The organism is Saccharopolyspora sp. ASAGF58, from assembly GCF_012277335.1.
Lineage (GTDB): Bacteria > Actinomycetota > Actinomycetes > Mycobacteriales > Pseudonocardiaceae > Saccharopolyspora > Saccharopolyspora hattusasensis.
Map to the genome: position 1 here is coordinate 5087786 of NZ_CP040605.1, position 14791 is coordinate 5102576.

The window sequence follows — 14791 nt, forward strand, 5'->3', positions numbered from 1 at the left end:
AGCTCTTCGGCTATCTGAAGAAGGTAACTGCCGACCTGCATCAGACCCGGCAGCGCCTGCTCGCAGCCGAGAGCCGGAGTCAGGAGCCGATCGCGATCGTCTCGGCGAGCTGCCGACTGCCCGGCGGCGTCGACTCTCCCGAAGCGCTTTGGCAACTCGTGCGCACTGGCACCGACGCCATCTCGGAATTCCCGGCCGACCGGGGTTGGGACCTCGAACGGTTGTACGATCCTGACCCGGACCACCAGGGAACCTCGTACACGCGGGCCGGCGGTTTCCTCGCGAATGCGGCCGATTTCGACCCCGGCATGTTCGGGATTTCGCCGCGTGAGGCGTTGGCGATGGACCCACAGCAACGGCTGTTGCTGGAGCTGTCCTGGGAGGCCCTCGAACGGGCGGGGATAGACCCGACATCCCTGCGCGGCAGCAAGACCGGTGTCTTCGGCGGTGTCACGCCCCAGGAGTACGGTCCGCCCTTGCGGGAGATGAGCCGAAGCGCTGGCGGTTTTGGACTCACCGGGCGGATGGTGAGTGTGGCGTCGGGACGGGTTGCGTATTCGTTTGGTTTTGAGGGTCCTGCGGTTACGGTGGATACGGCGTGTTCGTCGTCGTTGGTGGCCCTGCATTTGGCGTGTCAGTCGTTGCGTTCCGGCGAATGCGATCTCGCGCTGGCCGGCGGTGTGACGGTGATGGCCACGCCGGCGACGTTCGTGGAGTTCTCCCGTCAGCGTGGTTTGGCTCCGGATGGGCGGTGCAAGTCGTTCGCGGCTGCTGCGGATGGCACCGGGTGGGGTGAGGGTGCCGGTCTGGTGTTGTTGGAGCGGTTGTCGGATGCCCGGCAAAATGGGCATGAGGTTCTGGCGGTGGTCCGTGGTAGCGCGGTGAACCAGGACGGCGCGTCGAATGGTTTGACTGCGCCGAATGGTCCGTCGCAGCAGCGGGTGATCACCCAGGCGTTGGCGAATGCAGGGTTGTCGGTGTCCGATGTGGATGCGGTCGAGGCGCATGGGACGGGCACGCGGCTTGGTGATCCGATCGAGGCACAGGCCCTGATCGCCACGTACGGGCAGGGCCGGGACAAGGATCGGCCGTTGTGGTTGGGGTCGGTCAAGTCCAACATCGGTCACACGCAGGCGGCCGCTGGCGTTGCCGGTGTCATCAAGATGGTCTTGGCGATGCGGCACGGGCAGCTGCCCGCGACGTTGCATGTGGATGATCCCACGTCGGCGGTGGACTGGTCGGCGGGTTCGGTCCGGCTTCTCACGGAGAACACGCCCTGGCCGGACAGTGGTCGCCCTTGTCGGGTGGGGGTGTCGTCGTTCGGGATCAGCGGCACCAACGCACATGTCATTCTCGAACAATCTCCGGTCGGGCAGGGCGAACCGACCGGGCCGGTCGAAGGCGAGCGGGAACCCGAGGCAGCCATCCCCGTGGTGCCGTGGGTGGTGTCGGGTAAAACACCGGAGGCGGCGCGGGCCCAGGCCGAACGGGTTCTTTCGCATGTCGAGGACCGGCCGGAGCTGTCGCCGGCGGATGTGGCGTATTCGCTAGGTGTGACGCGCGCGGCACTGGACGAACGCGCAGTGGTGTTGGGCTCGGACCGTGACACGCTCCTGACCGGGTTGAGGGCATTCGCCGACGGCCGCGAGGTGCCCGAGGTGGTCTCGGGATCTGCAGGGAACGGTGGCCGTGTCGGGTTTGTGTTCGCCGGCCAGGGCGGCCAGTGGCTGGGGATGGGCCGGGGGCTCTACTCGGTGTTTCCGGTGTTCGCCGATGCGTTTGACGAGGCTTGCACGGAGTTGGATACACACCTGGGCCAGGAGGTGCGGGTTCGGGATGTGGTGTTCGGTTCAGGGGAGTCTTTGCTGGATCGGACCTTGTGGGCGCAGTCGGGTTTGTTCGCGTTGCAGGTTGGTTTGCTGAGGCTGCTGGGTTCGTGGGGTGTTCGGCCGGATGTGGTGTTGGGGCATTCGGTGGGTGAGCTGGCTGCGGCGCATGCAGCTGGTGTGTTGTCGTTGCCGGAGGCAGCGCGGTTGGTGGCGGGTCGTGCCCGGTTGATGCAGGCGTTGCCTTCTGGTGGTGCCATGTTGGCGGTGGCCGCGAGTGAGGCCCAGGTCGAACCTCTGCTGGATGGGGTGCGGGACCGGGTCGAGATCGCGGCGATCAACGGTCCGGGATCGGTTGTGCTCTCTGGTGACCGTGAGCTGCTTGCCGACGTTGCTGGTCGGTTGCACGATCAGGGGTGTCGGACGCGGTGGTTGCGGGTGTCGCACGCTTTCCACTCACCCCAAATGGACCCGATGCTGGAAGAGTTCGCCCAGATCGCCCGAAGCCGTGAGTATCACGCACCCGAACTGCCAATGATCTCGACCCTGACCGGTGAGCTGGACGGTGGTCGAGTGATGGGCACTCCCGAGTACTGGGTCCGTCAGGTGCGTGAGCCCGTCCGTTTCGCCGATGGTGTCCAGGCGCTTGTCGGTCAGGGTGTCGACACGATTGTCGAATTCGGTCCGGACGGGGCGTTGTCGACGTTGGTCGAGGAGTGTGTGGCGGAATCCGGGCAAGTGGCCGGGATCCCCTTGATGCGCAAGGACCGCGACGAGACCCGAACCGTGCTGGCCGCATTGGCGCAGATCCACACCCGTGGTGGTGAGGTGGACTGGCGGTCGTTTTTCGCCGGTAGCGGGGCGAAGCAAGTCGAGTTGCCCACCTACGCCTTCCAGCGGCAGCGCTACTGGCTGGCATCCACCGGCGGTGCGGGTGACGTGACCGCCGCGGGATTGGCCGAGGCGGACCATCCGTTGCTCGGTGCGGTGGTTGCGTTGGCCGACGGCGAAGGTGTGGTGCTGACCGGTCGGCTGACAGCGGGTTCGCATCCGTGGTTGTCCGATCACCGGTTGCTGGGAGAAATCGTCGTCCCCGGCACCGCGATCGTCGAGCTGGCGTGGCATGTCGGCGAGCGCCTCGGTTGTGGCCGGGTGGAAGAACTGGCTTTGGAATCGCCCCTGATCCTGCCGGATGATGGAGCGGTCCAGGTTCAGGTGCTGGTGGGACCGCCCGGGGAATCCGGAGCCCGGTCGATGGCGCTCTACTCCCGCCCTGGAGATGCGACCGAATCCGAGTGGCGGAAGCACGCGACGGGCGTGCTGCTGCCACCCGTGGCCGCCGAGAACCATGAGCTGCCTGCCTGGCCCCCAGACGATGCGACTGAAATCGATGCCGACGAGGTCTACGAATTCCTTGAAGGGCAAGGTTTCGCGTACGGACCGGCCTTTAGATGTCTGCGCGGTGCCTGGCGACGAGGCGGGGAGGTGTTCGCCGAAGTCGCGTTGCCGGACGACATGCAGGTGGGGGATCGATTCGGCGTTCACCCCGCGTTGCTGGACGCGGTGCTGCATGCCGCCGCGGCCGAGACGTCGGTGGTCCAGAGCGGAGCGCGGGTGCCGTTCTCGTGGCGTGGGGTGGAACTTCGCGCTACCGAAACCGCGGTGGTGCGGGCACGCATCTCGTTGACCGCGGATGACGAGCTGTCGTTAGTCGCAGTGGACCCGACTGGCCGATTTGTGGCCTCGGTTGATTCGCTGGTGACACGCCCGATCTCCCGGCAGCAGGTGAGTTCTGGCGCGATCGGTGATTGCCTGTTCGAGGTGGAGTGGCACCGGAGGGCATTGTCGGACACAACCGCCGGTGACGACCTTGCCATCGTCGGTGACGGTGCCAGTTGGCCGGAATCGGTGCGCACAACCGGACGGTTCGCGACCCTGGATGAGCTCCGTTCGGCGGTGGGCTCGGGCGTTGCCGTCCCGGATTCGGTGTTGGTCGCAGCAATCTCGGCTGAAGAGGTCGAAGGTGGCTCACTGCCGTCGCGTGCCGAAGAGTCGACCTCCGAGCTGCTGGCTCTCGTGCAGTTGTGGCTTGCCGATGAGCAGCTCGCCGAATCCCGGCTGGTGGTTGTGACACGGGCAGCTATGCCAGCCGACTCGGATGCGGACGTCGCCGACCTGGTGAGTGCGTCGTCGTGGGGGTTGTTGCGTTCGGCACAGTCGGAGAACCCGGGTCGCTTCGTACTGGTGGACGTGGACGGCACACCCGAGTCGTGGCAGGCGTTGCCGACCGCCGTGCGAGCGGGCGAACCGCAGCTGGCCCTTCGGCGCGGCGTGGCGCTGGTGCCTCGGTTGGCGCGACTCAAGGCGCACGGGGAGGGCTCCTCCCCGCGACTAGACACGGACGGGACAGTCCTCATCACCGGTGGCACTGGTGCGTTGGGTGGAGTGGTTGCCCGTCACCTGGTGGAGGAGCACGGGATTCGGCGTTTGGTGTTGGCAGGCCGGCGTGGCTGGAACGCGCCTGGGGTCCCCGAGTTGGTGGATGAGCTGGCGCGCTCGGGCGCCGTGGTCGACGTGGTGGCTTGCGATGTGGGTAACCGGAGGGATCTGGAGCAGGCGCTGGCCGCCATTCCGGTCGACTGCCCGCTGCGGGGGATCGTGCATGCCGCTGGGGTGTTGGCCGATGGAGTGATCGGGTCGTTGTCGGCGGCGGATGTGGGCACGGTGTTCGCCCCGAAGGTAGCGGGGGCATGGCACCTGCACGAGTTGACCCGCGATCTGGATCTGTCGTTCTTCGTGCTGTTCTCGTCGTTCTCCGGGATTGCGGGTGCCGCGGGGCAGGCCAACTACGCGGCGGCGAACACGTTCCTGGATGCATTGGCACGGTATCGCCGGGCGCGTGGACTACCCGGGGTGTCGTTGGCGTGGGGACTGTGGACGCAACGCAGCGGTATGACGAGTGCTTTGGACGCGGCGTCGGTAGAGCGGTTGTCACGGACGGGCATAGCAGAACTTTCCACAGAGGATGGGCTCCGCCTGTTCGATGCCGCGATTGCGACGGACACGGCTTGCGTCGTTCCCGCTCGATTGGACAGGGCGCTGCTTGTCGAGAAAGGACGGTTGAACGCGGTGCCAGCGCTGCTGACCGCGTTGGTTCCTGCTCGTGGCGGTGTGGCGAGGGGAGCAGCCAACTCGCAGGCCGTGGATGAGGACGCGCTGTTGGGTTTGGTGCGGGAGCATGTTTCGGCTGTGCTGGGTTATTCGGGTGCGGTCGAGGTCGGGGGCGACCGTGCTTTCCGGGATTTGGGTTTTGATTCGTTGTCTGGTGTGGAGTTGCGCAATCGCCTTGCCGGGGTGCTGGGGGTGCGGTTGCCGGCGACTGTGGTGTTCGATTATCCGACGCCGCGGGGGTTGGCTCGGTTCCTGCACCAGGAACTGGTAGGCGAGATCGGGACGACGTCGGTGCCGGTGACGACCAGGGCCGCGAGTGTCGAAGAGGATCTTGTTGCGATTGTCGGGATGGGGTGTCGTTTTCCGGGTGGGGTGTCGTCGCCGGAGGAGCTTTGGCGGTTGGTGGCCGGGGGCGTGGATGCGGTGGCTGGGTTCCCTGATGATCGTGGTTGGGATCTGGCGCGGTTGTTCGATCCGGATCCCGATCGTCTCGGGACTTCGTATGTATGTGAGGGCGGGTTTCTGCGGGATGCGGCGGAGTTCGATGCCGACATGTTCGGCGTCAGCCCGCGCGAGGCGTTGGCGATGGATCCGCAGCAGCGGTTGCTGCTGGAGATCGCTTGGGAAACTCTGGAGCGGGCTGGGATCGATCCGTTCTCGTTGCGCGGCAGCCGGACCGGTGTGTTCGCGGGCCTGATGTACCACGACTATGGGGCCCGATTCATCACCAAGGCACCGGAGGGCTTCGAAGGGCACCTCGGGACGGGTAACGCCGGGAGTGTGCTGTCGGGTCGGGTTGCGTATTCGTTCGGTTTCGAGGGGCCTGCGGTGACGGTGGATACGGCGTGTTCGTCGTCGTTGGTGGCATTGCATCTGGCGGGTCAAGCATTGCGGGCTGGTGAGTGCGACCTCGCCCTTGCCGGTGGCGTCACGGTGATGGCCACGCCGACGACATTCGTGGAGTTCTCCCGCCAACGGGGTCTGGCGCCGGATGGGCGGTGCAAGTCGTTCGCGGCGGCCGCGGATGGCACCGGATGGGGAGAAGGCGCGGGCCTGGTGTTGCTGGAGAGGTTGTCGGATGCCCGGCGCAACGGGCACAAGGTTCTGGCGGTGGTTCGTGGTAGCGCGGTGAACCAGGACGGCGCATCAAATGGTTTGACTGCGCCAAATGGCCCGTCACAGCAAAGGGTGATCACCCAGGCACTCACGAGTGCCGGGCTGTCCGTGTCCGATGTGGATGCTGTGGAGGCGCATGGGACGGGCACGCGGCTTGGTGATCCGATCGAGGCGCAGGCGTTGATCGCGACGTATGGCCGAGATCGTGATCCCGGTCGGCCGTTGTGGTTGGGGTCGGTGAAATCAAATATTGGTCATACCCAGGCGGCAGCGGGTGTGGCTGGCGTGATCAAGATGGTGATGGCGATCCGGCAGGGGGAGCTGCCGCGCACTTTGCACCTGGACGAGCCCTCCGCGCAGGTGGACTGGTCTGCGGGCACGGTCCAACTCCTCACGGAGAACACGCCCTGGCCCGACAGCGGTCGTGTTCGTCGGGCTGGCGTGTCATCGTTCGGTATCAGCGGCACCAACGCGCACCTGATCCTTGAACAACCTCCGCGAGAGACGCATCGCTCAACAGAGCCGGATTCGAGTTCTGTCCGCGATGTTCCGGTGGTGCCGTGGATGGTGTCGGGCAAAACGCCCGAAGCACTATCCGCCCAGGCAGCTGCACTGATGTCCTCCTTGGACAAATGCGTCGATGTTTCCCCACGAGATGTCGGGTATTCGCTTGCGGTGACCCGCTCGGCGTTGGACCACCGTGCTGTCGTGCTGGGTGCGGATCGTGAAGCGCTGCTGTCGGGGTTGAAAGCGCTGGCTGCCAGTCATGACGCCGCTGAGGTGTTAACAGGCACTCGTGCCGCTGGGCCGGTCGGATTCGTGTTCTCCGGTCAAGGTGGCCAGTGGCCCGGGATGGGAAGCGGACTCTACTCGGCGTTTCCGGTGTTCGCCGACGCGTTTGATGAAGCCTGCGGCGAGCTGGACGCGCATCTCGGGCAGAAAGCACGGGTTCGAGACGTGATACTCGGTTCGGATACGCAACTTCTGGATCAGACTTTGTGGGCGCAGTCGGGCCTGTTTGCGTTGCAAGTCGGGCTCTGGGAGTTGTTGGGTTCGTGGGGTGTCCGACCCGGTGTGGTGCTGGGCCATTCGGTCGGTGAGCTGGCGGCGGCGTTTGCGGCTGGAGTGTTGCCGTTGCCGGATGCGGCTCGGTTGGTGGCAGGCCGTGCCCGGTTGATGCAGGCCCTGCCACCTGGCGGTGCCATGCTCGCGGCGGCTGCTGGAGAGAAGGAGCTGCGCCCGCTGTTGGCCGACTGCGGTGATCGAGTGGGGATCGCCGCGGTCAACGCTCCCGAGTCGGTGGTGCTCTCCGGTGATCGGGATGTGCTCGATGACATCGCCGGCCGGCTGGACGGGCAAGGGGTCCGTTCGAGGTGGTTGCGGGTTTCGCATGCGTTTCATTCGCATCGGATGGATCCGATGCTGGAGGAGTTCGCCGAAATCGCACGGAGCGTGGACTACCGGTCGCCAGGGCTGCCGGCTGTGTCGACGTTGACGGGTGAGCTCGATGAGGTCGGCATGATGGCTACGCCGGAGTATTGGGTGCGTCAGGTGCGAGAACCCGTCCGCTTCGCCGACGGCGTTGCTGCTCTCGCGGCTCACGGTGTGAGCAGCATCGTCGAGGTCGGTCCGGACGGGGTGTTGTCGGCGCTGGTGCAGGAGTGTGTGGCCGGATCCGATCAGGGCGGACGGGTGGCCGCGGTTCCACTCATGCGCAGCAATTGCGACGAGGCGCAAAAGGTGATGACGGCCTTGGCGCAGGTCCATGTGCGTGGCGCCGCGGTGGACTGGCGGTCGTTTTTTGCTGGTACCGGGGCGAAGCAGGTCGAGCTGCCCACGTATGCCTTCCAAAGACAGCGGTACTGGCTTGACTCGCCATCCGAACCGGTCGGGCAATCCGCCGATTTCGCGCCCCAGTCGGACTTCTGGGAACTCGTCGAGCAGGAAGATGTCAGCGCGCTTAGCGCTGCTCTGAATATAACCGGCGATCACGACGTGCAGGCATCCCTGGAATCGGTGGTTCCGGCCCTCTCCTCCTGGCATCGCCGGATCCGCAACGAATCCCTGGTGCACCAGTGGCGGTACCGCATTTCCTGGCATGAGCGGGCAGCCTTGCCAGACCGGTCGTTGTCGGGGACGTGGCTCGTCGTCGTGCCGGAGGGTTGGTCTACGAGTCAGCAAGTTCAGCGTTTCCGCGAAATGTTCGAGGAACGGGGTTGCGCGGCGGTTTTGTTCGAGCTCGCCGGGCACGACGAGGAAGCCCTGGCGCAACGATTCCGCACGTTGCCTGTCGGATCACGAATAAGCGGCGTGTTGTCCTTGCTAGCGCTGGATGAATCGCCGTCCTCGCCGAACGCTGCTTTGCCGAATGGTGCGCTGAATTCGCTGGTGCTGCTGCGAGCTCTGCGGACCGCGGATGTGTCGGCGCCATTGTGGTTGGCGACGTGTGGTGGCGTGGCGGTGGGGGATGTGCCGGTGAACCCGGGGCAGGCGCTGGTGTGGGGACTGGGCCGCGTCGTCGGTCTGGAACATCCGGACTGGTGGGGCGGCCTGGTCGACGTGCCGGGCTTGCTCGATGAGGACGCTCAAGAACGCTTGTCGGTCGTGTTGGCAGGTCTTGGCGAGGACGAGATCGCGGTGCGTCCCGATGGTGTGTTCGTGCGGCGGTTGGGACGCGCTGATGTGCCGGATGTGAGGTCTGCGTGGCGTCCTCGGGGCACGGTGTTGGTGACGGGTGGTACGGGCGGTTTGGGGGCGCATGTTGCTCGGTGGTTGGCGGGTGCCGGGGCTGAGCATGTGGTGTTGACCAGCCGTCGTGGCGCGGAGGCTCCGGGCGCTGGAGATTTGCAGGCGGAGCTGGAGGCGCTGGGCGCTCGGGTGTCGATCAGGTCCTGCGATGTGGCGGATCGTGATGCTTTGGCCGAAGTGTTGGCGACCATTCCGGATGATTGCCCGCTGACCGCGGTGATGCATGCGGCGGGGGTCGTTGAAGTCGGCGACGTGGCGTCGATGCGTCTGACCGACTTCATTGGGGTGCTGTCGGCGAAGGTGGGTGGTGCGGCGAACCTCGATGAGCTGCTCGCCGATGTAGAGCTGGATGCCTTCGTGCTGTTCTCCTCGGTATCGGGTGTGTGGGGTGCTGGGGGGCAAGGTGCTTATGCGGCGGCGAATGCCTACTTGGATGCGTTGGCGCAGCAGCGTCGGGCGCGGGGGCTGGTAGGGACCGCGGTTGCGTGGGGGCCGTGGGCCGGTGACGGCATGGCCGCAGGCGAAGGCGGTGCACAGCTGCGCCGGACCGGCCTGGTGCCGATGCCTGCGGATCGGGCGTTGCTGGCACTTCAGGGTGCCTTGGATCGTGACGAGACATCCCTGGTCGTCGCCGATATGGCATGGGAGAGGTTCGCCCCGGTGTTCGCCGTGTCCCGTCGGCGTCCGCTGCTCGACGAGCTGCCCGAAGCACAGCAGGCGTTGGCGGATGCGGAGAACACCACAGGTGCGGCGGACCCGGCAGGCCCGATGCAGCGGCTCGTGGGCATGGCAGCCGCCGAACGCCGCCGGGCGATGATGGAACTGGTGCTGGCGGAGACCTCGATTGTGCTGGGGCACAACGGATCTGACGCAGTGAGTCCCGACCGGGCTTTCCAGGAACTCGGATTCGATTCGCTGATGGCCGTCGAACTGCGCAACAGGCTGGGCGAGGCAACAGGATTGAGTCTGCCGGCCACGTTGATCTTCGATTATCCGAGCCCATCCGCTCTGGCAGCACAGCTGGTCGGCGAGCTGGTGGGAGCGCGGCCCGGGACCACCGTCGTGGCCGGGGCCGATCCAGTGGATGATCCGGTTGTCGTGGTCGCGATGGGATGCCGGTATCCGGGCGATGTCTGCTCGCCCGAGGAGCTGTGGCAGCTGATCGCCACGGGACGTGATGCGGTTTCGACGTTCCCCACCGATCGGGGTTGGGACTGCAACGCGTTGTTCGACCCGGATCCGGATCGGGCAGACAGTACCTACGTGCGAGAAGGTGCCTTCCTGACCGGTGCTGATCGGTTCGATGCGGGGTTCTTCGGCATCAGCCCACGCGAGGCGCGGGCAATGGATCCGCAGCAGAGGTTGTTGCTCGAGGTGGCGTGGGAGGTTTTCGAACGAGCGGGGATCCCTGCGATGTCGTTGCGGGGCAGCAGGACCGGTGTGTTCGCGGGCACCAATGGACAGGACCACGGTGCGAAAGTGGCTGCCGCGCCGGAGGCGGCGGGTCACCTCCTGACCGGAAACGCCGCGAGTGTCATGGCCGGCCGGCTTTCCTACACGTTCGGCCTCGAGGGTCCCGCGGTGGCGGTGGATACCGCGTGTTCGTCGTCGTTGGTAGCGATGCATTTGGCGTGCCAGTCGCTGCGTTCGGGTGAGTGTGATATGGCGTTGGCGGGTGGTGTGACGGTGATGTCGACACCCCTGGCGTTCCTCGAATTCTCTCGACAGCGTGGTCTGGCGCCCGATGGCCGGTGTAAGTCCTTTGCCGCTGCCGCAGACGGCACTGGATGGGGTGAGGGTGCCGGCCTGGTGCTGCTGGAACGGATGTCGGATGCTCGCCGGAATGGTCACCGGGTGTTGGCCGTGATACGCGGGTCAGCAGTGAATCAGGATGGTGCGTCAAATGGCTTGACGGCGCCGAATGGTCCATCGCAGCAGCGGGTGATCCGGCAGGCCCTCGCGAACGCGGGACTGTCGGCGTCCGATGTGGATGTCGTGGAGGCGCACGGGACCGGCACCGGGCTCGGGGATCCGATCGAGGCGCAGGCTCTGATCGCGGCGTATGGGCAGGGGCGGGATCCTGAACGGGCCCTGTGGTTGGGGTCGATCAAGTCCAACATCGGCCACACGCAGGCAGCGGCCGGTGTGGCTGGGGTCATCAAGATGGTGCAGGCCATGCGGCATGGGGAGTTGCCTGCGACGTTGCACGTCGACAAACCCACTCCGCAGGTGGACTGGTCTGCCGGGGCCGTTCGGCTCCTCACCGGGAACACGCCCTGGCCCGAGACCGGCCGTCCTCGTCGAGCGGGGGTGTCGTCGTTCGGGATCAGCGGCACCAACGCACACCTCATCCTCGAACAACCGCCGTCGGGACCAGCGGAGACCGACCGATCGAATCGGCGGGTCACCGCGCAGCCAGCGGTGATCCCGTGGATGTTGTCGGCCAAGAGTCGCACAGCGCTGCAGGCCCAAGCGGCTGCGCTGCACGGCCGGCTGGACGGGGTGCCCGGCGCTTCTCCGCTGGATGTGGGGTATTCACTCGCGACCACTCGTTCCGCGCTGGACGAGCGTGCCGTCGTGTGGGGTGCCGATCGGGAGACCCTGGTGTCCAGGCTGGCCGCGCTGGCCGATGGCCGGACGGCACCGGGGGTGGTTACCGGCTCCGCGAATGCCGGTGGCCGCATCGGATTCGTATTCTCCGGTCAGGGCAGTCAGTGGCTGGGGATGGGAAAGGCATTGTGCGCGGCTTTCCCGGCGTTCGCAGACGCCTTCGAGGAAGCCTGCGACGAGCTGGGTGCACACTTGGGCGCGGACGTCCGGGGCGTGCTGTTCGGTGCTGATGAGCAGTTGCTCGACCGGACGTTGTGGGCGCAGTCGGGGATCTTCGCGGTTCAGGTCGGCCTCCTGGGATTGCTGAGGTCGTGGGGCGTGCGGCCAGACGCGGTGCTGGGGCACTCGGTCGGCGAGTTGGCTGCGGCGCACGCGGCTGGTGTGTTGTCCTTGCCGGACGCGGCACGGTTGGTGGCGGCCCGGGCCCGCTTGATGCAGGCATTGCCCACCGGCGGCGCAATGCTCGCGGTCGCCAACAGCGAGGCGGCGGTCGAACCGGTGCTTGCCGGGATGTGCGATCGGGTCAGCATCGCTTCGATTAACGGCCCGGAATCGGTAGTGCTCTCCGGCGACCGCGACGTGCTCGTCGAGCTCGCCGGCGAACTCGACGCCCGAGGGATCCGGACCAAATGGTTGCGGGTCTCCCACGCTTTCCACTCGCACCGGATGGAACCGATTCTGGACGAGTACGCCGAAACCGCCGGGTGCGTTAAGTTCGGTGAACCGGTGGTGCCGATCGTCTCCGCCGCGACCGGTGCGCTGGACACCACCGGACTGATGTGCGCACCCGACTACTGGGTGCGCCAGGTGCGCGATCCCGTCCGCTTCGGAGACGGCGTCCAAGCGCTCGTCGCCCAACGGGTGGACACGATCGTCGAGTTCGGCCCGGATGGGGCGTTGTCGGCCCTGGTCCAGGAGTGCCTGGCCGAGTCCGACCAGGCCGGGAGGGTGGCGGCGATCCCGCTGATGCGCAGGGACCGCGATGAGGTCGAGACCGCGGTGGCGGCCTTGGCGCACGTGCATGTCCGCGGTGGTGCGGTGGACTGGTCGGCTTGCTTCGCCGGCACCAGCGCTCGCACCGTCGAGTTGCCCACCTATGCCTTCCAGCGGCAGCGGTACTGGCTGGCCGAGCAAGCGGACGACTGCGGCGGCGATGCGGTTGCCGACCCGGTCAACGCGCGCTTCTGGGAGTTGGTCGAGCGCGCCGATCCGGAACCGTTGGCGGATGAGCTCTGCATCGACCGGGACCAGCCCTTCAGGGAGGTGCTGCCCGTTCTGGCTTCCTGGCGCCAGAAACAACGCCAGAAGGCCGTCGCGGACTCCTGGCGTTACCAGGTGCGCTGGAGGTCCGTCGAGGTGCCGTCCGCAGTCGGCCTCCGGGGCGTGTGGCTGGTGGTGCTTCCAGCTGGCGGGCCGCCCCGAGATCAACCGGCGACCGTCATCGACGCGCTGATCGCGCGCGGCGCCGAGGTCGCGATCCTGGCATTGACCGAGCAGGATTTCCAGCGCGGTGCGCTCGCGGACAAGGTGCGCGCCGTCATTGCCGACCGCACCGAGGTGACGGGTGTGCTGTCGCTGTTGGCAATGGACGGAATGCCCTGCGCGGAGCATCCGCACCTGTCCCGTGGTGCCGCCGCTACCGTGATCCTGACGCAGGTGTTGGGCGATGCGGGTGTTTCCGCCCCGCTGTGGCTGGGCACGACCGGTGGTGTCGAGGTCGGGACCGAGAACAGTCCGGTCGATCCGGACCACGGCTTGATCTGGGGGCTCGGCAGGGTCGTCGGCCTTGAGCATCCGCAGCGATGGGGTGGCCTGATCGACCTTCCGGCGACACTGGACGAGACATCCCGGAACGGGTTGGTGGCCGCACTCGCCGGGACGGCGGCCGAAGATCAGCTCGCCGTGCGTCCATCCGGGTTGTTCGTCCGCCGAGTGGTGCGCGCAGCGCAGAACCCCCGGTCAGGGACATGGCGTAGCCGGGGAACGGTCCTCATCACGGGCGGAACAGGCGCGCTCGGTGCGGAGGTCGCACGATGGCTGGCCCGGCGGGGTGCTGAGCATCTGGTGTTGATCAGTCGCCGCGGTCCGGAAGCTCCCGGCGCAGCGGACCTGCAGGCCGAGCTGACCGAGCTCGGCGTGAAAGTCACAGTCGCGGCCTGCGATGTGACGGACCGCGACGAGCTGGGGGCGGTGCTGGCGGCCGTTCCGACGGAGCATCCGCTGTCGGCGGTAGTGCACACCGCCGGCGTCGGGACGCCTGCGAACCTGGCCGAGACGACCTTGGCGCAGTTCGCCGACGTGTTGTCGGCCAAGGTCGTCGGCGCGGCGAACCTGGACCGGCTGCTTGGTGGGCAACCGTTGGACGCCTTCGTGCTGTTCTCCTCGATCTCGGGGGTTTGGGGAGCCGGCGGCCAAGGAGCCTATTCGGCCGCCAATGCGTATCTCGATGCCCTTGCCGAGCGCCGACGGGCTTGCGGTCGGCCGGCGACGTGCGTCGCCTGGGGTCCGTGGGCCGGTGCGGGCATGGCCGTTCAGGAAGGCAACGAGGCGCATCTCCGCCGAAGGGGCCTGGTACCGATGGAACCGCAGTCGGCCCTCTCCGCGCTGCAACAGGCCCTGTCTCGACGAGAAACCGCCATCGCCGTCGCAGATGTGGACTGGGAGCGATTCGCCGCCTCTTTCACCGCGGCCCGCCCGCGGCCACTATTGGACGAGATCGTGGATCTACGGCCCAGCACCGAGACTGTGGCGAAGCACGGTGCCGGCGAGCTGGGGCAGCAGTTGGCCGCACTGCCGCCCGCTGAGCGCGGACACCTGCTGCTGGAGGTGGTGCTGGCGGAAACCGCCAGCACCCTGGGGCACGATTCGGCGGAGGCTGTGCAACCCGATCGGACCTTCGCCGAACTGGGCTTCGATTCGCTGACCGCGGTAGAGCTGCGCAACAGGCTGAACGCGGTGACCGGGCTTCGCCTGCCGCCGACGCTGGTTTTCGACCACCCGACGCCGCTGGCGTTGTCCGAACAGTTGGTTCCGGCCTTGGTCGCGGAGCCGGGCGATGGCATCGAGTCGCTGCTCGCGGAGCTCGACAGGCTGGATACCACGTTGGCGCAAGGACCTTCGATCCCACCGGAAGACCAGGCCAAGGTGGCGGAGCGCTTGCGCGCACTCCTCGCCAAGTGGGACGGGGCGCGTGACGGCACGGCCAAAGCGACGTCACCCCAATCGCTGACCTCAGCCACGGACGACGAAATCTTCGACCTCATCGACCGGAAGTTCCGGCGCTGACCGCTCTTCTCCTCGCCTCAGCTCCCCTGATCACT

At 66.7% G+C, this 14791-nt stretch carries 1 pseudogene; it reads left to right on the forward strand.

The features are described from left to right. Nucleotides 1–17: 17 nt before the first annotated feature. Nucleotides 18–14756 (forward strand): annotated as a pseudogene (locus tag FDZ84_RS39235) (type I polyketide synthase); the annotation flags it as partial. Nucleotides 14757–14791 lie beyond the last annotated feature (35 nt).